General features: G+C 63.4%; 23 protein-coding genes. 17 read left to right on the top strand and 6 right to left on the bottom strand.

The features are described 5' to 3' along the window. The first annotated feature begins 39 nt into the window (after nucleotides 1-39). The 5 genes from VGM51_00955 to VGM51_00935 all read left to right on the top strand — a co-directional run bounded on the left by VGM51_00955 (nucleotide 40) and on the right by VGM51_00935 (nucleotide 5,910). Nucleotides 40-555 (top strand): hypothetical protein, encoded by a 516-nt coding sequence (locus VGM51_00955; protein HEY3411603.1) that lies wholly within the window; start codon nucleotides 40-42, stop codon nucleotides 553-555. Nucleotides 556-585: 30 nt separating this feature from the next. Then, nucleotides 586-1,311, top strand: a complete 726-nt coding sequence (locus VGM51_00950) for a hypothetical protein (GenBank protein HEY3411602.1) — start codon at nucleotides 586-588, stop codon at nucleotides 1,309-1,311. Between the two features lie 356 nt (nucleotides 1,312-1,667). Next, on the top strand, nucleotides 1,668-2,354 hold the full coding sequence (locus VGM51_00945) for a hypothetical protein (GenBank protein ID HEY3411601.1): 687 nt from the start codon (nucleotides 1,668-1,670) through the stop codon (nucleotides 2,352-2,354). A 257-nt stretch (nucleotides 2,355-2,611) separates the two neighbouring features. Next, complete coding sequence (locus VGM51_00940) at nucleotides 2,612-3,706, top strand: LptF/LptG family permease (GenBank protein HEY3411600.1); 1,095 nt, start codon at nucleotides 2,612-2,614, stop codon at nucleotides 3,704-3,706. Continuing rightward, on the top strand, nucleotides 3,691-5,910 hold the full coding sequence (locus VGM51_00935; GenBank protein HEY3411599.1) for a hypothetical protein: 2,220 nt from the start codon (nucleotides 3,691-3,693) through the stop codon (nucleotides 5,908-5,910). The genes VGM51_00940 and VGM51_00935 overlap by 16 nt, the downstream gene beginning before the upstream one ends. A 259-nt stretch (nucleotides 5,911-6,169) precedes the next feature. Here VGM51_00935 and VGM51_00930 read toward each other — a convergent pair whose 3' ends face one another. Then, nucleotides 6,170-6,868: a hypothetical protein gene (locus VGM51_00930; GenBank protein ID HEY3411598.1), complete on the bottom strand. Its 699-nt coding sequence runs from the start codon at nucleotides 6,866-6,868 to the stop codon at nucleotides 6,170-6,172. Nucleotides 6,869-7,084: 216 nt separating this feature from the next. Between VGM51_00930 and lnt the strand changes: the two genes are divergently transcribed. From lnt to VGM51_00880, 10 genes are all read left to right on the top strand, one after another. Next, a complete protein-coding gene (gene lnt, locus VGM51_00925; protein ID HEY3411597.1) occupies nucleotides 7,085-8,530 on the top strand; it encodes an apolipoprotein N-acyltransferase in 1,446 nt (481 codons plus the stop codon). A gap of 329 nt (nucleotides 8,531-8,859) precedes the next feature. Further along, nucleotides 8,860-9,354 (top strand): hypothetical protein, encoded by a 495-nt coding sequence (locus VGM51_00920; GenBank protein HEY3411596.1) that lies wholly within the window; start codon nucleotides 8,860-8,862, stop codon nucleotides 9,352-9,354. A gap of 32 nt (nucleotides 9,355-9,386) precedes the next feature. Further along, entirely contained in the window at nucleotides 9,387-9,863 is a 477-nt protein-coding gene (mraZ, locus tag VGM51_00915; GenBank protein ID HEY3411595.1) for a division/cell wall cluster transcriptional repressor MraZ, read from the top strand. A gap of 230 nt (nucleotides 9,864-10,093) precedes the next feature. Then, nucleotides 10,094-10,558: a VOC family protein gene (locus VGM51_00910; protein ID HEY3411594.1), complete on the top strand. Its 465-nt coding sequence runs from the start codon at nucleotides 10,094-10,096 to the stop codon at nucleotides 10,556-10,558. A gap of 455 nt (nucleotides 10,559-11,013) precedes the next feature. Next, on the top strand, nucleotides 11,014-11,496 hold the full coding sequence (locus tag VGM51_00905; protein ID HEY3411593.1) for a prepilin-type N-terminal cleavage/methylation domain-containing protein: 483 nt from the start codon (nucleotides 11,014-11,016) through the stop codon (nucleotides 11,494-11,496). 141 nt (nucleotides 11,497-11,637) lie between these two features. After that, complete coding sequence (locus VGM51_00900; protein ID HEY3411592.1) at nucleotides 11,638-13,755, top strand: O-antigen ligase family protein; 2,118 nt, start codon at nucleotides 11,638-11,640, stop codon at nucleotides 13,753-13,755. Between the two features lie 326 nt (nucleotides 13,756-14,081). After that, nucleotides 14,082-14,552, top strand: a complete 471-nt coding sequence (locus VGM51_00895) for a prepilin-type N-terminal cleavage/methylation domain-containing protein (protein HEY3411591.1) — start codon at nucleotides 14,082-14,084, stop codon at nucleotides 14,550-14,552. 65 nt (nucleotides 14,553-14,617) lie between these two features. After that, complete coding sequence (locus VGM51_00890; protein HEY3411590.1) at nucleotides 14,618-15,193, top strand: type II secretion system protein; 576 nt, start codon at nucleotides 14,618-14,620, stop codon at nucleotides 15,191-15,193. Then, on the top strand, nucleotides 15,190-16,149 hold the full coding sequence (locus tag VGM51_00885) for a carboxypeptidase-like regulatory domain-containing protein (GenBank protein ID HEY3411589.1): 960 nt from the start codon (nucleotides 15,190-15,192) through the stop codon (nucleotides 16,147-16,149). The genes VGM51_00890 and VGM51_00885 overlap by 4 nt, the downstream gene beginning before the upstream one ends. Nucleotides 16,150-16,177: 28 nt before the next feature. Then, the gene (locus tag VGM51_00880; GenBank protein HEY3411588.1) at nucleotides 16,178-17,404 is read left to right on the top strand and encodes a hypothetical protein; all 1,227 of its coding nucleotides are present in this window, start codon (nucleotides 16,178-16,180) and stop codon (nucleotides 17,402-17,404) included. 65 nt (nucleotides 17,405-17,469) lie between these two features. Here VGM51_00880 and VGM51_00875 read toward each other — a convergent pair whose 3' ends face one another. Further along, on the bottom strand, nucleotides 17,470-18,213 hold the full coding sequence (locus VGM51_00875) for a M15 family metallopeptidase (GenBank protein ID HEY3411587.1): 744 nt from the start codon (nucleotides 18,211-18,213) through the stop codon (nucleotides 17,470-17,472). A gap of 91 nt (nucleotides 18,214-18,304) precedes the next feature. Continuing rightward, nucleotides 18,305-19,657 (bottom strand): NADH-ubiquinone oxidoreductase-F iron-sulfur binding region domain-containing protein, encoded by a 1,353-nt coding sequence (locus tag VGM51_00870; protein ID HEY3411586.1) that lies wholly within the window; start codon nucleotides 19,655-19,657, stop codon nucleotides 18,305-18,307. A 452-nt stretch (nucleotides 19,658-20,109) separates the two neighbouring features. On the opposite strand from VGM51_00870, the gene VGM51_00865 reads away from it, so the two are divergent. Further along, complete coding sequence (locus VGM51_00865) at nucleotides 20,110-20,367, top strand: hypothetical protein (GenBank protein HEY3411585.1); 258 nt, start codon at nucleotides 20,110-20,112, stop codon at nucleotides 20,365-20,367. Then, complete coding sequence (locus VGM51_00860) at nucleotides 20,336-20,785, top strand: PIN domain-containing protein (GenBank protein ID HEY3411584.1); 450 nt, start codon at nucleotides 20,336-20,338, stop codon at nucleotides 20,783-20,785. The genes VGM51_00865 and VGM51_00860 overlap by 32 nt, the downstream gene beginning before the upstream one ends. Here the strand turns inward: VGM51_00860 and VGM51_00855 are convergent. The 3 genes from VGM51_00855 to VGM51_00845 all read right to left on the bottom strand — a co-directional run bounded on the left by VGM51_00855 (nucleotide 20,774) and on the right by VGM51_00845 (nucleotide 23,818). Next, nucleotides 20,774-22,087: a DUF512 domain-containing protein gene (locus VGM51_00855; protein ID HEY3411583.1), complete on the bottom strand. Its 1,314-nt coding sequence runs from the start codon at nucleotides 22,085-22,087 to the stop codon at nucleotides 20,774-20,776. The genes VGM51_00860 and VGM51_00855 overlap by 12 nt on opposite strands. 300 nt (nucleotides 22,088-22,387) lie before the next feature. Beyond that, nucleotides 22,388-23,302, bottom strand: a complete 915-nt coding sequence (locus tag VGM51_00850) for a M48 family metallopeptidase (GenBank protein ID HEY3411582.1) — start codon at nucleotides 23,300-23,302, stop codon at nucleotides 22,388-22,390. A gap of 72 nt (nucleotides 23,303-23,374) precedes the next feature. Continuing rightward, complete coding sequence (locus tag VGM51_00845) at nucleotides 23,375-23,818, bottom strand: VOC family protein (protein HEY3411581.1); 444 nt, start codon at nucleotides 23,816-23,818, stop codon at nucleotides 23,375-23,377. Nucleotides 23,819-23,821 lie beyond the last annotated feature (3 nt).

Below are 23,821 nucleotides of genomic sequence, written 5' to 3'. Positions count from 1 at the left end.
CGCCACTATGCGCACTTATTGATCGCGAGGAGGAACGCTATGCGAGTTCGCATGGGCCTTTTCACGGCCCTCTCCCTTCCCCTGCTGTTCGCCTGCCCCGTTTGCGCGCAGACGACAGCACCAACATCAGCCGACCTCGGCGCCGCCTACCACCTTTTCAAAGTAGGAAAGTCCACCGAGGCCCTCGCCAAGTACAAGGCCATCCTGGCCGCCAACCCCACCGCCGATCTCCAACAGCAGGCTCTGTTCTGGTCGGGCATTGTTCAAGAGTCCTCCAGTATGGATGACGACGCCATCGCTTCTTTCGAACTGCTTTCGTCCACCAGTCCCGATTACCGCTGGCCGGAGGTGCTTCACAAACTGACGATGCGGTACCACGCCAAGGGTGACGCGGCCAAGGAGAAGTATGTCCTTGCCCTGCTGAAACAGCGCCGCGGCGCGGCAACGATTCAGACCGATATGGCGCGAGCCGACCTGCTGATCGGCGACTACTACAAACAGACCGGCGATTGGTCTGCGGCGTATCAGCAGTTCCAGAGCATCCGGGGTGCGTAACCCGAGCACGCGCAGGACATCCTGTTTCAGATGGCGTACACCGCGCACTCGGCCGGCAAATACACCGAAGCCATCACCGCCGGCCAGGCTTATGCGAAGAAGTACCCCGACAGCGCGCAGTTCGAGGAAGCCGCCTTTAGAATCGTGGAGGACCTCGGCGCGGTGGACCGGCATCAGGAGGCTCTGGCGTATCTCGATGTGCTTGGTACTTTGCGCCCCGACCTCAAGGCACGCGTCGATGTAACCAGAGCTGATGTTTATGCGGAAGGCACGAAGGAAGTCTACGAGTCCAATAAGCTGGCTGAGCAACCTTCGCCGCAGATGCCGCCACCTGGATGCGCCGAGTTGTTGGAAACGATCGTATTGTTTATCAGCGTCGGAACCGTGCGCAGCGCGTGTGCTGCCAGCACCGGGTCCAGAGCAATAACAGTGGCCCCAAGGGACTGGCCGGATGGGCCGTTCCCTGCACAACCTAGCGATGGGACAAATAGCGCCAACAATCCGCTGAATGAGCATCAGCCACCTCGCGTTCCCAAAGACCTAGGCACAACTGCTACTCCGAACCCTGCCTATACCGGCAACCTGGTCACGGACTTCGTACCGTCTGGTCCGAATCAAGGGTACAACTACGTTACGAATTTCTCGCCGACTTGGGATGTCATTGCCTACATGAATCGGGATCTAGCAAGCATGATATCGGCATACAGCTCGAACCAGTGCCCCCCCTCAGTTCTTTTCCTGGAGCCAACAATTTGAGAATGTGAGCGTACATGAAGGACTGGCGACTACGACAAAGGTTGATCCAGCAACCAATCTGCCCTACACAAGCCATTGGGCTTTGGGAAGGTTATGGCTCTTACAGAACCCGATACGCCCTTCTCTGGAGACTGACGTTTCAAATGGCAACACCGAGTCTTACCCCGTGTATACCCAACGCTGCCGTGATCGGGTAGACCAGTATAGCGCTGGGCTTTCGGCTGCGATGTCACCTCCTCCTACGGGTCATCCAACGAACATCTATCTTGGCGGAGTGGATAAGTACAACTTCCCATGGCATGATCCCAATAGTGGCCTTGAAGTCTACGTGCCGTGCCCGTGAAAGGATACTGAACATGAAATCCCTATCATTCATCTACATCGGGTATCTCGCTGTAATGGCGGCGGCATCGCCCCCCGCCTATGCCGGAGAGCGCGAGTCTCTGTTCCAGAAATATGGGAATGGCAAAGCGGGCGCTGTGAGCATCCAGAGGATATTGAAAAGCAGCACTACTGTTCGCACGAAGAAAGAGGATGCCCTCAAGAGCCTTCCATTCTATGGCATAGACGCCGCGCCCGTCTATCTGGACTTCATCGAACAGACCCGTGCTGATGCAACGTGGCTCAAGCCTGTTGCGGACGGTGTGTCGCATTTGCTCGATCGGCGATTGCTTCCATGGCTGATCACCGCTGCGCGCACTACCAAGGATCCGGTAGTCCTGAAGACTATAATCCCGGCGCTTGGCGCCTATATCTCGCAATCCATCATTTGGATTGAGGTTCATGGCCGAACACCGGGGGAGATCCGCCACGTGGCGCTGGGTGGATCGGTCCTCTTGTCGAGCGACGAGATCGTCTCCAAAGGGGTCACGCTGACTCTCAATGATCGTGCTCCCATCAAGAAACTGCTTGATGACCTTCTCAATTCCAATACGATCACTTTCGACGTGCGAGAGGAGGCCTTAGCGACATTGAGCAGAATCAAGCAGCAAGAGAAAGACGAAAAGTCGCGATTGGAGGCTGCGCCTCCCGTGCCAGAATAACGGTCCAAGTGGTGTGTCCTGCTGGACGCCAATCCCGGGCGTCCGGCAGGGCTGGACCATACTTTCACCGTGAAGGACCGGTCCCGTCAGGAACGGTGATTCCTTGGAAGAGAGCGGACGGAAGGTAGCGCTTCGGTCTTCCACTCCTGTCCGGACGCCCATCACCAGCTTTCTCTGTGTCCCTCCAAGCTCAATCCGCCTCCGCTATTCATCGCCCATCGTTCATCATTCATCGCTTCGTTCCCTATACTCATAGCGTGAAGACGGCCGACCGATATCTGGCGCGCGAGCTGCTGGCGCCGTTCCTCGTTGGGGTGTTCGGCTTCCTGCTGATGCAGGTCAGCGCGGTGCTGATGAACCTGTTCCGGCTGGTGATGAACGACCGCGCGGCGCTTTCGCAAGTAGCGAAGGTCATCGCCTACCGGATGCCGCAGTTCATCGTATACGCGCTGCCGGTGGCGGTGCTGTTCGGCGTGTCGCTGGGCGTGAACCGGATGGCGCGCGAGAACGAGATCACCGTCATGCGCCTGAGCGGGATGCCGTTGAAGCGCATCCTCGTCCCCATGATGGTCGTCGCCGCGCTGATCAGCGTGGCGAGCTTCTACATCAATGAGACCATCGCCCCGATGATGAACCACCGCGCGTCGATGGCGGAGTACCGCCTGTTCTTCAAGGTGCGACCGATCTCCATCCGCAGCGACGTCTTCTTCGGCACGGGGCAGTTCAAGTTCTACATCGGCGACATGCAGAAGACGCGGGATTCCGCCAACCCGAACGAGGTGGCGTTTCTGCTGACGCGCGTGATGGTCTACGAGATGCGGTCCGGCACGTATCCGGTCCTGTACACCGCCGAGACGGCCACCGCCAGCGGCACCAAATGGACTCTGTACCGGGGCGTGCGGCGCGAGATGGATGCGCGCGGGTTCACCACCAACGAGGTCGCGTTCCCCAAGTTCACGTTCGACGTTGACCGGACGGTGGGCACGCTGTGGACGATGGCGCAGACGACGGACGAGATGAACGCGATGCAGTTGTCGCGGGCGATCGCGGAGGGGGTGAGGACCGGCAACCCGAACACGCGGGAATGGAAGGTGGATTACTACCTGAAATTCGCGCTGCCGTTCGCGTGCGTGGTGCTGACGATCATCAGTCTGCCGCTGGCGGTGCATTTCGGCCGCGGTGGCGGCTTCACGGGCATCCTGATCGCGCTGGTGCTCTTCTTCCTCTACGTGCAGGGATACCTGTTCTTCAAGGAAATGGGCGGTTCGGTGCTGCCGCCTGTGCTGGCGGCGTGGCTGCCGAACGCGGTCTTCACCGGCGTGGGAGCGTGGCTGATATGGCGCGAGGAATAACCGCCGTCGCTGCGATTGCCCTCCTCTGCGCCCCGCGCGCACTGGGGCAGACCGCGCCCGGCCTGCCGCTCGCGCCCGCGCCGAACGCCACAATTTCGGCCGATATCACCCACTACGAGGAGTCCGCGAAGCACTGGGTCGCGGCGGGCCACGTTCGCATCACGCACAAGCAGTACGTTTTGACCGGGGACGCGGGCGATTTCGACGAGACGACGTCGACGGCCATCCTGCGCGGAAACGTGGCGCTGGACACCGGCAAAGAGACCGTCAGCGGCGGCGCGGACAGCTTCCTGGAGTTCAACATCAAGACGCGGGAGTGGTCGATGAGCAAGTCGACCACGGATGTGACCCCCGTGGGCGCGCTTTCACCATTCCACGTGATGGCGGAGAGCATTAAGGGATCCAGGCGCGAGATCACGCTCTACAACGCGCACATCACCTCGTGCGATCCGGTGCGGCCGCAGTACGAGGTCGTCGCCCGAGAGGTGACCATCCTGCCGGACCGGAAGGTCATCGCACGGCACGCGACCACGCTGCTGTTCGGACGGAGGCTGGCCACCGTGCCGACGCTGGTTTTTCCTATCAAGCAGCAGGGCGGGCAGGCGCCGGTCGTGCCGGTGGTGGGGCAGAGCACGGAGGAAGGCTTCTTCCTTAAGACGCTGCTGAACTATGCCCGGGGCGGGCAGACGGGCGCGGTGCATGTGGACGTAATGCAGAAGCAGGGGCTCGGCCTCGGAGTTACGCACGACTATGCGCCCAACGGCAAGGGGGAGGTGTCGTTGTATTCGGTGACGGGGCAGGCGGGGCGCAACCTGAGCGCCAATCTGCGCGACAACCGCAAGATCCTTGGCTTCGACACGCAGCTGGAAGGCGAACTTCGGAAGAACTCCTACCTGTATGTGCCCGGCAGCACGTCGCGCAGCGCCGGGATCTCGATGGCACGCGCGGTGGGCGCATCGGACACCCGTTTGTCGCTCCGCTACAACGGCAGCAAGTCGGGCGGCGGCAAATACCAGGGCGTGACGGCAGGATTCGCGCAGGCGTACAAATTCGACCCCAAGGGGACCCTCCAATTCGGCGTCGACAGCACGCGGCAGTCATCGGCGGGCATCCCGGCCACGAGCGAAGTAGACCACAAGATCAGCGTGGCGCAGGGCTTCAACGCGGTGGATGTGGAACTGGCGGCCAACCATATAGCGGTCCACGGAGGCGGCGAAACGGGCGGGCTGTATCTGCCGGTCCAGCGGCTGCCGGAACTCACGCTCAAATCGGACGCGTATAGGCTCGGGCTGACCGCGTCCAAATCGGCGCCGGTTGCGCTCACGCTGGCGGACGGCTCGTTCGAGGCGAACGGGCATCGCGGGGGGCGGCAGTTGTTCGAGGCAACCGCGCCGAACCGGCGGTGGAAGGCCGGATCGCTGACGTTGAACGTGGGCGGCGGATTTCGGCAGGCGATCTACACAAGTGACGCAGCGCTCTACACGCTGACCGGCAACCTGGGCGTCACGCAGCCTCTCGGTCGCAAATCGGACTTCACGCTGAGCTACAGCGTCTCGAAGCCGAAGGGCTACACGCCGTTCCAGTTCGACCGTCCGTTCGCGTACGAGAGCCTCAGCGGCACAGTGAAACTGGCCGATATGCGCGCCCTGGAGCTCCGCGCCGGCACGGCGTATGACTTCCGCAACCACCTCACGCCCTGGCGCGACCTCCTGGCGATGGCGATCGTGCAGCCCACTCCCGGGATACGATGGGTGACCAACGCGGCGATCAACGTGAACGGCAAGGCGCCGGGCGAGACGTCAAAAGTGCGCTACGTGAACAGCGGCCTTCGGCTGCGGCTGGGCGGGCTCCACTTCGACGGCGAAGGCCGCTACATACCGGCGACAGGACGGTTCGGACGGCTGCTGGGCAGCCTCGACACGCCCGTCGGCCGCGACTGGCGCGTGCGGGCTCTCGCCGGCACGGACAGCGGACAGCGATACCGCCACTTCCTCGTCGCGAAGGATATGGGTTGCACCGAGGCGTCCGTCGCGCTGATCAACGACAAAGGCTGGCGCAACGAGACGGGGATCCGCGTGCTGATACGGATCAAGGCGTTCCCGATGGCCGACCCGTTCACCACCGGCATGTTCGGCGAGAACTTGAACATCGGCGGCGGGGATTTGCAGAGCAGCACGGCGTCGAGTTTGCCGCCAGGATTCTAGGGTTCGGATTCAACGCGGAGGTTCCCGACTTCACCGCGGAGGACGCAGCGGGACGCAGAGGTAACGCGGAGAATTTCACCACGGAGGACACTGAGCACACGGAGGTGCACGGAGGAATCTATTAGTGCCATTTCCGCCCGCGGACGTGGGGCTGGCCCCACGGCTCAGCGCTGGGTCAGGGATTGCTCCGCGTTACCTCTGCATCCTCCGCGCTGAATCCGGTTTCATCGTTCGTCGCACATCATTCATCGTTTCCCAGTCACTGTGTCTGGACGGTGATGCGCCAGTTAATGAGGTCGAGGTTAGGGTTGTTCGCGAGTCCGTCGGCGTCGCGGGGAGTCTCGGGATGGGCGGGGTCGGGGTCCACGCCGTTTGTGTAGACGGTGGTGAAGCCGAACGGGATGGTCACGTAGTCATTTCCTGAGGCTCCGAGGCCGTCCACTACCTTAACGGTGAGTTCCTGGGGGTCGAGCGGCACGCGGTCGGTGCTGATGACATTGACGTCGATGGCGCGGACGTCCGGGTGAATATCGGCGATCTGAGCGCGGTCCACCTGGACGAACAGGGTGTCGTTGGGCCGGTTGGTGGTTGTGATGCCGCCCTGCAGGGGCCGCCCCAGGTAGGTCGAGGTGGTATGGTTGGGGTCGATGGACTCGTAGACGCCGAACACGCCGTTATGGTAGAGCACGTAGTGGGTATAGGAGCCCGCGGCGTACCCGTTTCCCCATGGGCGGGCCACGACCGGAATCGGCCCGGTGGCCGGGTTGTTGTCGGTATCCAGAACGATGTAGTAGTAGGCATTTGGGTCGCCGGGTACGATCTGCCCGGCCACCTGCACCTCGAACGTCACGAGGGTCTGTGCGCCCGTGGTGGCTCCGGGTGGAGTGCGGGCGCAGCCTGCCAAAAGTGCGGCCGACAATGATACCATACCGATGTGAACGAGCGACACGATTTTCATGACCCCATGATAGCCGCCCGAGGCCCGCTGAACCATTCCGTTGCCCCATTGGCTGAAGCCAACGTCTGCCGTACGAAGACGGCTGAAGCCGGCTGGTTCGCAGTCGGCTTCAGCCGACTTTGGGGGGCAACAACCGCCGCCTTCAGTCGGTGGGGCGCTGCGCTGCGCTCAGGATGCCTCAATCGGCCTGGGCAAATGCGCGCCCTGGCCGCTCTTTTGTCCGGTTTGCTCCTGGCGGCATGCTTTCCGCCGTTCGGGTGGGATACCCTCGTCTGGTTCGCCCTGATTCCACTGCTGTGGTCGTTGAGCGGCGCGACGCCGAAACAGGCGGTCGGCCGCGGCTATCTGATGGGTCTGGCATTCATGGGCGGGGTCGGCCTGTTCACGACCTCATTCGGCGAGGGCGTGATCTGGATGGCGGTCCTGCCGTGGGCGTTGTTCACGGCGATCGAGGCGCTCTGGTTCATCCCTATCGCGGTGGCGCTGGCCGCGGTGCTGCGGCGCTCCAGGGTGGCGATTCTGGCCGGCGTGCCCGCGATCTGGGCGGTTGCAGAATGGGCGCGGGGCAGTGGCACCTATGGCTTCCCGTTCGGCGGTCTGTCAACGCCGGCCGTCGCGACACCGGTGGCGCAATGGGCCTCGATCGGCGGTTGCTATATGGTGAGCGCGATGGTCGCGTTCGCGGGAACCGCGTTGTTCCTTTTGGTCCGAGGGGATCGCGCCGGGCGACGCGCCGGTATAGCTGGTCTCATCGTTGTGCTGTTGGCAACGGGCATCGGCTATGGGATGAGCGAGTGGGCGCGAGCAGGCGCGGCGGACAGCGATCATCAATTTGGGACGGTGCTGTGTGTTCAGGGCGACTCCAACGATGCGTGGAGCAGCGCCGGGGGCTACCGCGCGTTCGAGGCGATGCGGGCGGCGACGCTGAAAGCCGGCGGAGGGGCCGGCCTCATCGTGTGGTCGGAATCTTCTGCGCCGGGGGCCATCCTGGCGGACCCGGCGCTCCTTCAGCGAGCGACCGACGTTCCGGCCCGCCTCGATGCGCCGCTGCTGACCGGCGCCATCGGGTACGGGGCAAGCGGCGCGCCGTTCAACGCCGCCGTTCTGTTCGGGCCGGATCGAAGCGTCGCGGGGATCTATCGAAAGCGACAATTGGTGCCGTTCGGGGAGTTCGTTCCGCTCCGCCACGTGCTGCCGTTCCTGGGCGATTTCGGGGTTGTGGAACGCGATGAAGAGCCGGGGATGAAGTACGAAGTGCTCTCGGCGGGGGATTTGCGTCTAGGCGTGCCGATCTGCTTCGAATCGGCGTCTCCCAAAGCCGCCCGAGCGTTCGTTCGCGAAGGGGCCAACCTCCTGGTGGTCATCACCAACGACGCCTGGTTCGGGCGCACCGGCATGGCGGTCCAGCACCTGGAGGCGGCGCGACTACGGGCCATCGAGACGCGCCGCTGGGTCGTCCGGTGCGGCCATACCGGCATCTCCGCGCTCATTTCGCCTTCCGGCGAGGTCCAGGAATCGCTGCCGCTCGGACAGGCGGGCACCCTCAGCGGCACAGTGGGCTTGCGTAACGACCGTACCCCGTATGTGCGGTTCGGCGACTGGTTCGTGGCGCTGTGCGCGTTGGCAGGCGCCTGGGCAGTCGGGTATGGGCGGAAGAAGTAAGTACTGACCGAAGTGCTGAGCCGGATTGCGCCTTTCCGGTGGGCGCGTTTCGCCTTTTGATTGGCCCTGCTAAGTTTTCCCGGTAGCGGGCGAGACGCCCGTCCTACTGATTCCTCCGCGCGACCTCCGCGTTCCCCTGCGTCCTCCGCGGTGAATCCGGCTTCATCGTACCGGCCTGATGCCACTTATCAACACCCGGCCGGCGTGAAAATCCATTCCTGATCCCTCTGCGCCATGACGGGACATGTCATAATCCATTTTGTGGTAGGCAGTGTCAGACCGAGCCATTTTGTGGTATTTACGACCATTCCAGAGGGGGCAGACAAGCAATGAAGCGCGCCAGCAGGCAATGTGGGGCCGAAAAGACGGTGGACGCGGTCTTTTTCGCCGAGCCGAGAAACACGGTGGAACGCGACGATCTGGCGGGATACGCCGCCGGGCTGGCGCAGGTCGGGCAGATACGCCTGTACAGCGACGGTCCCGTCGTGACGTATCTTGTCCGTCTGCCGGTGAGCGCCCTGCCGCTGCTCGACGGGCTGGAGATCACCCTGAAGCGCGATTTCGCGTTCGGACGGGTCGAGCTGCCGTTGCAGGATATCGTTCTGGCGGTTATCGAGGATGTGGTCCGGGCGACCGGCAGTGAGTCCATCCCGTTTGAAACCTGCGGCGTGTGCGGCGCCGTCGACCCCTTCTCGGCCCCGATGATGCTTCCGGGCGAGGACGGTGAGATCCGCCCGTCGGAAAAGGTGTATTGCACGGTCTGCGCGCGTGATATGGCCAGCGAGGCCACCGCGCGAAGGGCGCCCGCGGTCGCGATGGCCTGACGGCCCGAGCCGCTCAGCGGCCCCCCAGAACCATGTATTCCGGCTCCACAACCCACAACCTGGACAGCAAGGGTCGCCTCGTTCTTCCCGTGAAATTACGGGAGGCGTTCGAGGCGCCCTACGTCCTGACGCGCGGGTTCAGCGGCTGCATCGCGCTCTACCCGCCGGCTCAGTGGCAGACGATCCTCGACAAACTGGGCCGGATCGCCGACACCGATAAGAAGGCCCTCGCTTTGCGGCGGTTCTATATGGGCGCCGCCACCGAAGTGACGCCGGATGAGGCGGGACGGGTGCTGATTCCGAAATACCTTCGGGACAAGGCGGAAATCCAGGGCGACGTGGTGGTTATCGGCAACGGCAACGTGGCCGAGATCTGGAGCCTGGAGAAGTGGAACGGGTACGATGACGCCGAATTGAACGACGACAAGGTCATCGAGTTCGCCAATGAGCTCGTTCCCGAGGGGATGACGAACCCCCTGCCCACGCAAACGCTGAACGAAGAACGATGAGCGGTGGGCCCGGGTTCACCACCGAGGGCACGAAGGAGCACAGAGGTCCACAGAGTCATGAGGGGATTCAACCGGAGGGGTGAGAAGCCTCCCGGTCCCTCGGTTTCCTCAGCGGCTTCGCGGCAGGAAATCCCCCGCGGTGCATCCCGGATGCCGCCACCTCCCTTGTGACTCCTTCCCCCGAACTTTCAAGCTGTCACGCGGGTCATTCTGTAAACAGGAGGACGCAGATGATAGGACCAATCGACCACATCGCCTTCCGCGTGGACGACCTGGAGAAGGCGCTGGCTTTCTACACCGGCGTGATCGGGCTGGAGGTGGCGGACCGGTTTGAGATCGATTTTGAGGACGGAACGCACGCCAATTGCGCCGCGTTGAACGCCGGCTCGATCCAGATTTTCATCAGTGAAGGCGTCGGCGACGGCGGGGTAGTGAAGGAGTGGGTGCGCCTGCACGGCAACGCGCTGCACCACGTGGCCTACGCCGTGCCGGACATCCACGCCGCAGTAAAAGACCTCAAGGCAAAGGGCGTGGAGTTTCTCTCCGCCGATATCCTGGAGGACGCCAACCTGCTCCAGATCTTCACCAAGCCCGTTGCCCAGACGGGGGTCATCCACGAGATCATCCAGCGCAAGGGCAACAAGTCGTTCAGCACCAACAACGTGAAACGCCTGATGGAGAGCACGCGGGGCTGAGAATTGAGGGTTGGGAATCCGCGGTTGGGGTACAGGCAAGCGGCCGGCTATTCGCCGGCCGTTTTGCTTTTTGGCTACGTGGTGAAGCGATGTTCCTACCAATCCTGTATCCGGTGTGCTGGGCAGTGTGGAAGAAGAGAGTAGATGGTCACGGGCGGTGCGCGACGCAGAGGAGCGAACCAGGGGGTTGGCCCATCGTAACTGAGGCGGAGCGTGGTGGACGGAGACCTATCGGCTAGTAGACAAGCGGCCACGGCCGCGGTGAACCACACAGTTCGATCATAGAACGCGCAGGCGCTCCCACCCAGCGTCTCCTGGGGTCCCCGAGAGGGTGACAGAGTCCAGAGAGGCCGACAGTGGATGCCCGACGACAATTTCGAACGGTGATTCGCCATCATACCAGGCGGCCGGAAGCCGTCTCAATCATTTGGACTGCGAATCCAAGGAGAACCACAGTGCGCAAGAACATGAAAGCCAACAAGGGCTTCACCCTGATCGAACTCTTGATCGTCATCGCGGTCATCGCCATTTTGGCGGCCATCGCGATCCCGAACCTGCTCTCCAGCCGCAAGGCCGCGAACGAGTCCAGCGCTATTTCCTCGCTGCGCACCCTGGTTTCTGCGCAGGAGACATTCCGCGCCCGCAGCGCCAGCCACCTTTATGCCAGTTCCCTGACCGGCGCTAACACGGTCGCCCTGTTCGTCGCCGATGGCGATGCCGCCAACCTCATCGACCCGGTGCTGGCCACCGGTATCAAGAGCGGTTACACGTTCAGCGCGCCAGTCTCGACGGACGCCTTCGCCAACACCTATGGCTTCACCGCCGCACCGACGACCGTTGGTTCTTCCGGCGACCGCTTCTTCTCCGTGGACCAGACGGGCGTTATCCGCGCCGGCTCCGCTGCCGTTGCAGTGGGCGCAGGCACCCCGATCCAGTAACGCTGATAGCGAGCAAGATGTTTGGGGGCGGCTCCGGAGACGGGACCGCCCCCACTCTTTTGGGGCCGGCTCAGGTTGGCGCCAGCGACCGACGATAGGTAAACGAACGGCGAACAACGCGCAAATGGAGGCAGCGACGGCATGGACAACAGAGAACGGTTGGCGGCACAACAGGCACGGCGCGCCCTTGAGAGGCTGGCCGTCCTGGTTCTGTTTCTCACTCCGCTGCTGATGAACCCGTTGGGGCAATCGCTTTGTGGGAGGATCAAAATCGCCGCGATGTGGGCGGCCGCCGGCGGCGCCGGATTCCTCTTCAGCAGATTGCGCAAGGCGGCGCTGCCATCGCGACTCCTCTGGCCAGGGGTGTTCTGGATGCTCGCAACGCTCGTTACGGTGATGGCGGCGGTATCGCGGGTCAGCAGTGCGTGGGCGGCGCTGAACCTGCTGCCGGGGGCTGTGCTGGCGCTGGCCTTCGCGGAGGTGGCGAGGAAGGCGGGGGCGCGTCGGCGGTTGATGCTCGCGTTGGTCGCATCGGCCGGCATCTCCTCGGCCTACGCCATTGCGCAGCACTACGCCCTCGATCTTCTCCAAGGGGGCGCGGCGAATCGGGCATATGCGGCGGCAGGCACGGTGGGTTCACCCGTTTACCTGGGGGCGTTCCTCGCGCTGGCGCTGCCGTTTGCGCTGGCGATTTCCCGGATGCGGAGGAGTCCTCGCTGGCTGACACCGGCCATCGCGGCGATCGTCGTCGCGCTGGTGTTGACCTATGCGCGCGCCGCGTGGGTAGCGGCAGCGGCGGGACTGATCGTGACGATTTACGCCGCGGGCCGGGGTTCTTCCAGGCCGTTGAATCCCAGCCTCGGCGGGATAGCGATGATCATCATGATGGCGCTCCCAATCGTCTGGACGCGTTCCCATTCCGCGGCATTCGCGCTTTCGGCGCCGCTGGGCGCCTTCCTCATATGGTGGCTCGCATCGCTGCCGGGATTCAGCGCCGCCCGACGTGCGCTTGCGGTCGGCCTGGCCGTTGCCGCACTAGCCGTGTTCGCGGACACGCATCTACCCGGCTCGGCGGCGCGTACGGAGAGGCGGGCCACCGCCGAAACTCAGGCGGCGTCGGCTCGCAAGACGTTGTGGGGCGTCGCCAGCGGCCTCTTCGGCCAGCGGCCGTTCCTGGGTTACGGCCCGGATGGCTATCGGATCGCGGCGTCGACGATCGCCCACGATTCTGTAAATATGCCTGACGCCCTCCTGCTGCCGCACCAGAACGCGCAAAGCGAGTGGTATTCCGCGGCCGTTGAAGGCGGCGCACTCGGACTTGTGGCCTGGGCGCTCCTCGTGGTGTTGATCGCGGGCCTGGCCTCGGACCGGGCGCGGGAAGAAGCCGGCCTGTTGGCCAGGAAGGGGCGGCCGGTTCCGACACCGGGCGGGAGTCCAACTGCAATGCGCCGCGCAGACACGGCCGCCGCGGTTTTCGGCGCGATCGCCGCGTTTGTTATCCAGGGAAGCTTCACTCCTCGCGCGCCAACCACCACGCTGTGCCTGGCGCTGTGCTGGGGGCTGACGGCGGCGCTGGAGCCTGTTGTCCGCAGGCGTTGGACCGTACCCGCCCACGCAACCCGAATCGCCGGATATGGCTGGGGCGCCGCGGCCATCGTGGCAGCTCTCTCAACCCTTGGAGCGGACACTGCGAGCGGTTTTGGCGCGCACTTAAGAGCGCAAGGCCGGCCGGGGGCAGCCGTGCCGTATTACCGCGCGGCATCCTTGATCGACCCGTCGGAAGTTGGCTATCGTCGCGCGCTGGGTGAGACAGCGCTGGAAGCCGCCGCAGCGAAAAGCGGCATGGAGGTGATGGGACCGGCGGAGGACGCTGCCGAGGCGTACTCGGCAAACCTCGCCGCCGAGCCGCGCAACGGCATATGGCGCGCGGGGCTGGCGCAAGCGCTTTGCTATCTGAACACGCGTGAGGCCGTTACGCAGGCACGCCAGGCCGTGCGGGAAGCGCCGGTATCGTCCACAACCTGGATGGCCCTTTCGCGCGCCTACCGGGCCAGCGGAAACGCTTACGGCGAAAAGTACACGTTACGCGCCGCCATCGAGTCGGAGCCGTTGGACCCGTCGGCGTATGTGCGCCTTGCCGGCATTTTCCGGGACGAAAACCGGCCGGATCTGAGCGATCGTTTGCTCGGTTGGGCGGCGGATTCCTATCCGGACCACCCCGAACTCGCGCCGTGGAGGGGAAAAGGCCTGACGCGGTAGGGACCGGGGCGATACGGGAGGGGGTGTGTGGGAGCGGGAGCGACACGGCGCCGATTCCGGCCCGGACTGGCGAAGTTGAAGGAGGAGGCGTCTTTCGTCTCCACTGGGCTCGTTCCCCGCTCCGTTTCGGCCAGGATGCCTCGAACCTCCGCCAGCTTTGCCTGAGCCTCCCGCCTCCTCAGTGTAAACGACCAGGCTCCTTCATACTAGGGCGGACATGAGTTGGTACTGCTCCCCCCTGCCGGATGGCCCCGGCGTCGTGGTATAAAGGCATGGGACCGCCCTCTTCGTATGGGGTGGTTGTTCGCCTACACAGGAGTTTGTACATGTCTTTGATAGCAAACGCGTACCGCCGCCGGCCGAGAGGCTTCACACTCGTGGAGCTGTTGATCGTGATCACGGTCATCCTTATCCTGGCAGGGCTTGCCATACCGAACATGCTGGAGTCCCGGATGGCCGCCAACGAGAGTAGCGCGATCGGTTCGATGCGCGTCATCTCGAAGGCGATGGAGACCTATCAGCTGCGGAACGTGGGCGGGAACTACGCCTATCCCTCCCATATCCAGGACCTGGGGGCGCTCGTGCCACCGGAACTGGACCCGATTCTCGCGTCAGGGCAGAAGTCCGGATACGCTTTCGCGGGCGGCGGCGACGCCAGCAACTACGCCATCACCGCGTGCCCCATTCAATTCGGGACAACCGGCCGGCGTTCGTTCTTCATCGACGCGAGCGGCGCAATTCGATCCGTTGTGAACAACGGGGCCCCCGCCACCGCAACGGATCCGGTCCTGCAGTGATCTGCGTTCCCCGTGGCGCTCACCAGGGATCGCCCGCGACTATAGAGCCTGTAAAGGAGGCTGCCTTGAGAAAACCGGATTCAGGCGCGCCGCGCCGAAGCGGCCATGCTGCAATTCACCGAGGGAAACGCCGGGGCTTCACGCTTGTGGAGGTTCTGTGCGCGATCGTCCTTACCGTAGTGGGAATCGTATCGGCATTTTACCTGGTGGCCATCAGCACGGTTGGCAACTCCGATGCCAGGAACATGGCCCAGGCCTACCAGGCAGCGCAGCTCGAGATCGAACTGGTGCGCAACATCCCCTTCGCGACGTTGCAGACCATCATAAAGGCGCCGACCCCGGCCGGGACGCAGGAAGCCCGCTTTCTGAAGGCGGATGGGACTTCCGATGCCTCAAGACCGGGTGACGCCGGCTATCCGGGGCAGATCCCCAACCTCGCCAATCTCAGCGGCGGCAGCGGCGGTGTAATCATCACCAACGACTCGAACGGCACCAGCACCACCTTGGGCCCGAATGGCACAACCGCGACGTACCCGGCCAAGCATGTGACCGTCATCGTGCGCTGGACGGATCCCAACAAGCAGCCGCGATACGCGGTTATGGGCACCATCATCGCCCAGGGAGGAATCGGGGCACGATGAAACGATTCAGAATAGGCCGTTACGGTGTATCATTGATGGAAACGGTGGTGGCGACCGCTATTTCCGGCGGTCTGATGGCCACCGCCGTCGGGCTTTACGTCGGAGGCACCAGAGGCTTTCATAACGAGCAGGCGCGTACCTACGCGCAGCTTCGCACGCGCACGGTGCTGGACCGCATGGCCACCGACGCGCGCGGCGCAACCGCATTTCTCAGTTCCACAATCGTGGACGGCGTGTCCTATACGGCATCCTCCGGGCCGAGCCCGGCTGCCTGCTTGATTCTGCAGGTTCCCTCGCAGGACGCCTACGGTCTGCTGTACTACGGGGTCGGAACGGCGACGCCCCAGGCGATCGTGACGGACACTGTTATCTACTACATCAATCCCGCGGACCAGACGCTGCGGCGAACCGTGGTTCCGGCCGTCAATGTGGTAACCAACGATGCGCACTCGCCGCGAACCAGCTACCGTTCGGCGGAGAGATCCGCGGTAATAGCCCGCAATGTCCAGCAGTTCACGCTTGTACTGAAAAATCGCGACGGAACGCCGGTCGCCGCCACCGCCGGCCCGAGGGTCGCTTCCATCGACTTCCAGACGCAGATTCTGGGTACCGGCAGGGCCAGCGGCGAGTGCCCCGTCTCGGTGACCGGGGTGCGGCTTCGGAACATGCGCAGCGGAAGCATCCCCGGGTGCGTGATGCGCAACGGCGTGGGCGTGCCAAATGCCGTTGTGAAGGCTACGTATACCAGCACCACCGGCGCCTACCCTGTCGGCACCATCGTAATTTCCACCACTTCGGACGCGATCGGGACCTTTGAACTTTATGGCCTGATGGAAGGGACGTACTCCGTCACGGCATCACCCACCGACGGCGCGGCGGCCACGGTCACCAACGTTGTTGTGGGTCGGGAGGCGGCGGCGTCTTCCGTGACGGTAAACGTCCCACCACAGGTCTGACTTTGCCCATCGCGAGAGGATACACAAAATGACTGATATCAATCACAATCGAAAGCGCCGTGGGTTCGCCATGATAGCGGCGCTGGCGTTCATGGTCATCGTGCTCGCGCTGGGGGTGGCGATGACAACGATGGCTACATCGGAGCAGAAATCCACGCGCGCGGGCGGCCAGACGCTCATCGTTCGGAATCTGGCGGAGGCCGGTATCGAACGCGCGCTGAACCAGATGAACACGAACCCTGTGTGGCGCTGCACCGGCAGCCCGGTGGATTTCACCGATAAGCCGCTGGTCGAAACGGTTGGCGGGGCGACCACCACCATCGGAACCTATACGGTGGATCCGATCATCGAACTGGGGGGTGACTACCTGCAGGTGACGGCGCATGGATACTCCCCTGCCGCCAACGGGCGGGGCAAGTTGGCCAAGCAGGTGCGGGTGATAGCATACAAGCGTTGGGGTACACCATTCAGCGCGGCGGCGTTCGGCCGTAACGGCGTTCCGCTGGCCAACGGCGAAACGGACTCGTACAACTCCGATCCCGCCACGGGCGGCGGTACGTACGGCGGCACCAACGTGGGCACCAAGGGAGACATTCGGACGGATTCCACGAACCCCAGCGCCATCACCATCTTGAACAACGGCCACTGCGGCGGAAACGTGATCTACGGTCCAAGCACGAATCTGAACAGCGTGACGCTGGATCGCAGCCGCATATCCGGCAGCGTACTGTCGGCCCCGGCAACCGCCACTATGCCCGATGTGGCCATTCCGGGCGACGCCATCCCGATTTCGAGGATCAATGGCGGCAGGAATGCCATCACCGGCTCGCTGGCCATCCCTGCGGGCACGTACTATTGCGATTCGATCAGCCTGACCGGTAACAGCATCGTCACCACCAGCGGTCGCGTGTACCTTTACGTTACAGGCAGCATGTTCATTGGCGGCAACGGCATCGTGAACAACAACGATATGACCGGCAGGCTGGCGCGGCCGTGCGATCTCATCCTCTACGGCACGCCGACCTGCACCAGCGTGAGCATCTCCGGCAACGGGGCGCTTTCCGCGGCCGTGTACGCCCCTGAAGCCGACATCGTGCTGAACGGCGCCGGCACCTCCGGGAACGTGTACGGTTCCCTGGCCGGGAAGACCGTATCTTTCAACGGCAACGGCACCGTTCTGCATTACGACGAAGCGCTTCAGAACGTTAAGGGTGTGGTCACCGGCTTCAGCCCGAAGAGCTGGGAAGAAGACTGACGCAGGGTGTGCCGCAACGGCTGGGGGTCAGGGGAGAACCCTGGCTCCCTGCCCCCGGCCGTCTGCTATGTGATGATTTCCTTTGGGAGGTCCACGGGCCAGTCGTGCAGGGGATTCTCGCGGTTTGCGAGTATGCCGGTCATCGCCTCAAGGCCGGCAATCGTGTAGTCCAGGCGTCCGTAGATCGCGGCGGGGTGGCCGCCGCGGTGGGCCCAGCCCTGGTCGCCATAACTCCAGTGCCAGTACTCTGCGGGGTAGTTCGTGATGCCGCCGGCTGCCATTGCGGCCCCCAGTATCTCGCGGTTCGCGCGCGCTTCAGGTGAAACGGGCGCATCCCACGCGGCGACGTGCAAGGTATCGTCCCGCGCGAACGGCGAGACAAGGTCTACCTCCTCGCCGTTAGCATCCAGCAGCCGGATGTCCAATGCGCCGCCGGTGCTGTGCGGCGGCGGGACCTCGGGGACGTCGGGCGGCGCGGTGAAATCCTCGAGCAGTGCGGCGCGTTCAGCGGGATCCATGTCCGGGAACATCGATTCGAAGCGACGCCGGCCCGCCTCAAACTGAAGGCGCTGGACCTCGATGGGCCGGAAGCCCTCGTTGATGTGCAGCGTCCAGCCGACGGGAAGCGCTTTCACCACCTCGACGAGCCTGGCCACGACGCCCCAACGCAGAAGCGGCAGCCGCGGGAACGGGAACACGCTGTGGCGCGGCGCGAACACCGCGCCGCAGGTGCGAAAATCCACAAGCGGCTCGCCGTTGTCGTGGATCGGCAGATTCTTCAGATCGTCGGTTGTTTCGTATGAAGTCATTCGAGTATTGAGGTTATAGACTTGAGAACCTGGGAAATGGGTTCCTGATTTCGAAACCTCATCTCCAGGTGCTCACAAGTCAGTTCCGGCGCTAAGGCCTGATCGGCATGTCCTCATCGCCGGTTTGCAGGACCGCCGTTGGGTCGAAGAACTTCTTGTTGACGAGGCTGAATGAGCCGTCCGCGCAGCGGCCTTCTTTGAGGTGCTGCAGGAAATCCTCGGGGAAGAGGTTCATGGCGCTCAATATGTGGCGCGGCACGCGGTCGACGAATTCGCAGATGCCGTTTCCCGGCATCCATTCGCAGACGCTGGCCAGGTAGTCGAGGTACTCCACGCCGACCACGCCGCGCCGGATATCGCCGAGGTTGCTGAAGATGACGCTGCTTCCCATGCCGCAGCCGGTGCACTGGCGGCAGGACATGCGCTCGTACCAGCGCGACATTTTGAGACATTCCTCGACCATGCACGTGCCGGCCGGGATGACCCACACCGCGCCGACGCCGAGGCGCGTGCCAACCGCCTCGAGCGGGGCGTAGTCGATGGCGACATCGGCGGCGCTGCCGAGGATGAACTCGGACGCCGGTCCGCCCGGCGCGACGGCCTTGAGCGCCCGGTTCTCGATCAACCCGCCGCCCAGCGTATCGATGAGGTAGCGGAGGCTGGTGCCGGCCTCAACCTCGTAGACGTCCGGGTTGTTGACGGGGCCCATCAGGCTCATCAGCAGCGTGCCCGGGGTGGCCGCTGTGCCCATCGACCTGAACCAACGGGCGCCGTTGCGGATGATGGCGGGGAGTTGGGCGAACGTTTCAACGTTGTGGACGAGTGTTGGCTTGCCGCGGAGGCCGGCCTCGACGGCGTAAGGGGGCTTCTGCCGCGGGAGCGGACGCCGGCCTTCCAGAAACTCGCAGATGGCGGTCTCTTCGCCGCTGACGTTCACGTAGTTCGGGAACTGCGAGCTGTTGAAGACGGCGACCTCGATTTCGAAGTCCCAACCGGATCCGAGGATGTTCGCGCCCAGGAGGTTGGCCTCACGGGCTTCGTCCATAGCCTTGTTGATCGCGGAGAGGGCGTCATCGTGGTTCTCATCGGTGTAGTAGATGCCCTTCGTGGCGCCGCCGGCGAAGGCTGCGAGGAGAATGCCCTCCAACACTTTGTGCGGGAAGCGCTCCAGCAGCGCCCGATCCTTGAAACTGCCGGGCTCGCCTTCGTGGGCGTTGCAAATGAGGTATTTCGTTTCCGTGGGCGATTTGCGGTATGTGAGCCACTTGTCGTGGACGGGCCAGCCGACTCCGCGTCCCCGGAGGCCCGATTCGCCGACAGCGTCCAGCACGGAATCCGCGCCCTTTTGCAGGGCTTGCGCGAGGGCTTCATATTGGCCTTTTGCGCGGGCGTTGGCGAGCCGAGCTTCGCCGTAGCCTGGATCCGACAACAGGACGTTTTCCATCAGGGGGCTCCTCCGAGCGGACGTATGTAAAATGGGGGCGCCCGCCGGGGCGCCCCACACGCTATATTGTACGCCCCGGTGTCTGTGAGCGTCAACACGGAGGAGGGGATGGGGAATGGGGCGTCAGTGGTACGGCGTAGACAAATCAGGCCGATTGATCGTTTGATACGCACCATTAGCCCGCGCTACCCTTGACCATAAGATACGCTCGCGGCCTTTCCCGTGGGACGGGCAAGGGAAACGGGGAAAGTGGGGAAATGAGGGAATGAGTCCATTCCCCCGTTTCCCCACTCTCATTTCGCCGTCAAACAGATCCCGCAGTGAAACGAGAAGGATCGCAGGCGCAAGCGCACCTACCATCAACCAGAGGAGGTTTGGTGCGGCTTCAACGAGTTCTTGCTGTTGTACATTGAACACCCGTCAGCGTATCATGTGAATCAAGAGGTTTGCCCATGGGACTGCTGACAGTGGAAGGCACATACCGAGACGGCAAGGTCGAGTTGGACGAGAAGCCAAGTTTCGCCCGGGACGATGCCCGTGTCCTGGTGACGTTCGCGCAGTCGGCCGAAGTGGGCCCAGCCGAGCGTCGAGAAGCGCTAGAGCGGTTGATAGGCCGTTTCAGGCAGGGGGTTCCCCTCGGGGGGCCGCCATACCCCACTCGCGAGGAGATTCACGATCGTGTGGCCGACCGCAAACGCGAGCTTCGTTGACACCAATGTCCTGGTCTACTCGGCTGATCCGGACGCCGGGGCCAAACACGACGCGGCCCTCGCGTTATTGGAACTGCTCCGCGATAGCGGTTCCCTTGTGGTGAGCGTGCAGGTTCTGAATGAGTTCTACTCGGTCGCTACGCGTCCGATGAAGCCGCCGGCACTTAGCCACACGGTGGCGAGCGAAATGGTCTACCTTCTTGCGAGCGCTGCCACCGTAGTCCCGCTGACAGCATCGCTGACTTTTCTTGCCCTGGATGCGATGCCCAATTATGGCTTCTCCTTCTGGGATGCGCTCATCTGGGCAGCAGCCAGAGAAGCTGGCGCCACGGTGCTTTACAGCGAAGACTTCCAAAACGACCGCACCGTCGAGGGAGTGCGCTTCATCGATCCCTTTGTGGCCGCGTCACAGTCCTAACACCCCATCGATGAGGCCGGCGGGATCCGTGCTTACCACGCGGACCGGGCGGCCGGTGGCCCTTTGAATGTCCTCCAGCGTCACGTCGTCGAGGAAGCGGCCCTGGCGGACCATGATCTCCGGCACGATCGTCTCCTGTCCCACATCCGTCCCGGCAAGGGCGGTGACGATGTCCGATCCGGTGACGAGGCCGGCCACATTGATGCCGCCTCCGTAGAACTCGTTTTTCACCGGGATTAGAGTTGCATCCACGTTCGCGATCTCGTTCAGGCGGTCCACCGATTTCTGGAGGAACGGCCCGGCCATTTCGCCGGTCACAACCGTTACGCGGCGCGGCTTGGCGATGCCTTCCGGCAGGTTCTTGCGGGCGTTGCGCCAACGATGGTCCCACCAGCGGCACGTTCCCACGCCGTCATCCAGAGCCGGATAGCCTTCGTACTCCGTGTATTTCGGAAGCGCAATCCCGGCCTGGAGGTAGAACTCATCGCCCAGATAAACGAAGCGGCTGCCGATGGTGCGCTTGAGATCGCGCTGGTAGCCGCCAACCGTCTTGATGACGTCGCGCGCTATCTCCGGGGTTACGGGAACGAGGTCCGGCAGGTTCTTGCGGTATTTCGTGAGGCCCACGGGCACGATGGCCAGCGATTCCACGCCCGGGTACAACGGGGCGAGATCATAGACCGTGCGGCGCAGCACCTCGCCGTCGTTCCAGCCGGGGCACAGGACCACCTGGCAGTGGACCGTGATGCCGACCGAAACGAGTTCCCGGATCTGCTCCATCACCTTGCCGGCGTTTTTGTGGAGGATCATCTTCTGCCGCACGGCCGGGTCCGTGGCGTGAACGCTGACCCGCATCGGCGACATCCGCTCGTCCACGATGCGGCGCCATTCGACATCGGACAGATTCGTGAGCGTGACGAAATGGCCCTCCAGGAAGGAGAGGCGGTAATCATCGTCCTTCACCCAGATGGTCTCGCGCATGCCCTTCGGGTTCTGATGGATGAAACAGAAAACGCAGCGGTTGGTGCACTGCTTGACGCCGTCAAACACCACATCGCCCAGTTCCAGGCCGAGTCCCTCGCCGGCGTATTTCTCGATCTGGATGAGTTCGGCCTGGTCGCCGCGCGCGACCTCCAGGTCCACGTCTTCGTCATAGGCGTGCATCTGGTAGTCCAGAACGTCCCGCAGTTCCTCGCCGTTGATCTTGAGGATGCGGTCGCCCGGTTCCAAGCCGGCTTCATCGGCGATGCTGCCGGGTTCGATGGCGGTTATGAGCGCGCCGTTGTATTCGTGTTTGGGCATGTTTGGGTTTCGAGTTTCGAGTTCCGGGTTCCGAGCCTTACGTCTCAATATAGGCCTAACACGGGGAAAGGTGCGGAGGGTCCTGGCCTTTGTCATTCTGAGCGGAGCAAAGAAACTCGTCGACAACAAGCGCGAAGCGCACCCGGTGGGAGATTGATTGCGGGCCCACCGGGTGAATGACCGGCGGGACGCCGGTCGTACCGTGTGATCGGAATCCGGAACCCGAAACCCTGAACCCTGAACCCGGAACCCGGAACTCGGAACCCGGAACTCGGAACCCGGAACTCGAAACCCGGAACTCTATGCCGGATGGCTTTCCATCGCGCGCAGCCTTCTTACGCGCTCCTCAATGGGAGGGTGGGTATCGAACAGGCCGGCGGCCTTCTGCGTGGCGCCCTTGAGCGGATTCACGATATAGAGGTGCTGGGTAGCGCGATTGGCGGCCTCCAGCGGCTCGGGGTCGGCGCTGATCTTTTCAAGGGCTGCGGCGAGCCCCGCCGGATAGCGAGTGATGAGCGCGGCGCTGGCGTCGGCCAGGTATTCGCGCTGGCGGGAGACCGCCATTTCGAGCATCTTGGCGAAGATGGGGGCCAGGATCGCCAGGGCGATCGCGAGTACCATGAAGAGCAGCTGCAACTGCCCGCCGCCGTCGCTGTCCCTGTCTCGCCGCCGTCCGCCGCCGAAATAGCTGATGCGCCAGAAGGCGTCCGCCGCGAGCACGATGCCGCCGACGAGCACGGCCAGGAGCATCATGAGCCGGGTGTCAAAGTTGCGGACGTGCGACATCTCGTGCGCCATCACGCCCTGAAGCTCATCGCGGCTGAGTTTCTCCAGCAGGCCGGTAGTGATGGCGAGGCTGGCGGTCTCCGGGCTGCGGCCCGTGGCGAACGCGTTGGGCGCCGAGTCATCGATGATGTACACCTTCGGCATCGGCAGCCCGGCCGCGATCGACATCTCCTCAACGACATTGAAGAGCTGCGGTGCGTCCTCGTGCGATATCTGCCGTGCGCTGCTCGCCGCGAGGAGCATCGAGCTTCCGCCAAAATAGGCCGTCAACCACGCGACCACGCCGACGCAAGCGGCGGCAAAGAGGCCGAACTCAACAGGAAGGCCCTCGGCGCGCGCGAAAACGTAGCCGATGCCCAGCAGAAGCAGCATCACGCCGATGAGCAGCAATCCGGAGTCCCGTTTGTTCGCGGCAATCTGATCGTACATGGCAAGGGTCTAGGGTATGGGGTCCAGGGTGTAGGGTTGAGTGGCTAGACCCTGGACCCCGCACCCGATACCCTAACGGAGCAAATCGTTCTGGAAGAACTCGATGATTTCGTTGTCCGGGCCCTTGATGAAGGCGATGCGGACGGTGGTCGGCGGCGTTCCGGCGACCGGTATGTCCGCCGTCTCCATCGTGACCTTCGCTCCAGCGGTGCGGGCGCGTGTGAGGGCGGCGTCACAATCCTGCGCGCGGAGCGCGATATGTAGGAGGACACCTTCCGGAGGCTCCTCGGTCGGCGGTCGACTGCCGCCGGCGAAGATCTCCATGTAGTTCCCGTTTCCTCCGTCCAGGAAGGCCGCTCGTGAATCGGTTCCCCCGGCAGCGCGTTCGTCCGCGCCCCACGAGTACGCCGGGATGAAACCGAGCGCTTCGCGGTAAAAGGACAGGGTGGCGTCGAAATCCCAGACCTTCATGGCCAGGTGGTGAAAACCGGCGGATTCGTGTGTGTTGTCAGACATTCA

It is taken from the genome of Armatimonadota bacterium (assembly GCA_036504095.1).
In the GTDB taxonomy this organism is placed as follows: Bacteria; Armatimonadota; DTGP01; order JAKQQT01; family JAKQQT01; genus DASXUL01.
Note: the sequence above shows the minus strand (reverse complement) of the source record. Positions and strands in the feature narration are given on the sequence as shown.

Coding starts and splice junctions, on each gene's coding strand:
- VGM51_00955 (HEY3411603.1), top strand. CDS start 40: ATGCGAGTTCGCATGGGCCTTTTCACGGCCCTCTCCCTTCCCCTGCTG.
- VGM51_00950 (HEY3411602.1), top strand. CDS start 586: ATGGCGTACACCGCGCACTCGGCCGGCAAATACACCGAAGCCATCACC.
- VGM51_00945 (HEY3411601.1), top strand. CDS start 1,668: ATGAAATCCCTATCATTCATCTACATCGGGTATCTCGCTGTAATGGCG.
- VGM51_00935 (HEY3411599.1), top strand. CDS start 3,691: ATGGCGCGAGGAATAACCGCCGTCGCTGCGATTGCCCTCCTCTGCGCC.
- VGM51_00930 (HEY3411598.1), bottom strand. CDS start 6,868: ATGAAAATCGTGTCGCTCGTTCACATCGGTATGGTATCATTGTCGGCC.
- VGM51_00920 (HEY3411596.1), top strand. CDS start 8,860: ATGAAGCGCGCCAGCAGGCAATGTGGGGCCGAAAAGACGGTGGACGCG.
- mraZ (HEY3411595.1), top strand. CDS start 9,387: ATGTATTCCGGCTCCACAACCCACAACCTGGACAGCAAGGGTCGCCTC.
- VGM51_00910 (HEY3411594.1), top strand. CDS start 10,094: ATGATAGGACCAATCGACCACATCGCCTTCCGCGTGGACGACCTGGAG.
- VGM51_00900 (HEY3411592.1), top strand. CDS start 11,638: ATGGACAACAGAGAACGGTTGGCGGCACAACAGGCACGGCGCGCCCTT.
- VGM51_00895 (HEY3411591.1), top strand. CDS start 14,082: ATGTCTTTGATAGCAAACGCGTACCGCCGCCGGCCGAGAGGCTTCACA.
- VGM51_00885 (HEY3411589.1), top strand. CDS start 15,190: ATGAAACGATTCAGAATAGGCCGTTACGGTGTATCATTGATGGAAACG.
- VGM51_00880 (HEY3411588.1), top strand. CDS start 16,178: ATGACTGATATCAATCACAATCGAAAGCGCCGTGGGTTCGCCATGATA.
- VGM51_00875 (HEY3411587.1), bottom strand. CDS start 18,213: ATGACTTCATACGAAACAACCGACGATCTGAAGAATCTGCCGATCCAC.
- VGM51_00870 (HEY3411586.1), bottom strand. CDS start 19,657: ATGGAAAACGTCCTGTTGTCGGATCCAGGCTACGGCGAAGCTCGGCTC.
- VGM51_00865 (HEY3411585.1), top strand. CDS start 20,110: ATGGGACTGCTGACAGTGGAAGGCACATACCGAGACGGCAAGGTCGAG.
- VGM51_00855 (HEY3411583.1), bottom strand. CDS start 22,087: ATGCCCAAACACGAATACAACGGCGCGCTCATAACCGCCATCGAACCC.
- VGM51_00850 (HEY3411582.1), bottom strand. CDS start 23,302: ATGTACGATCAGATTGCCGCGAACAAACGGGACTCCGGATTGCTGCTC.
- VGM51_00845 (HEY3411581.1), bottom strand. CDS start 23,818: ATGTCTGACAACACACACGAATCCGCCGGTTTTCACCACCTGGCCATG.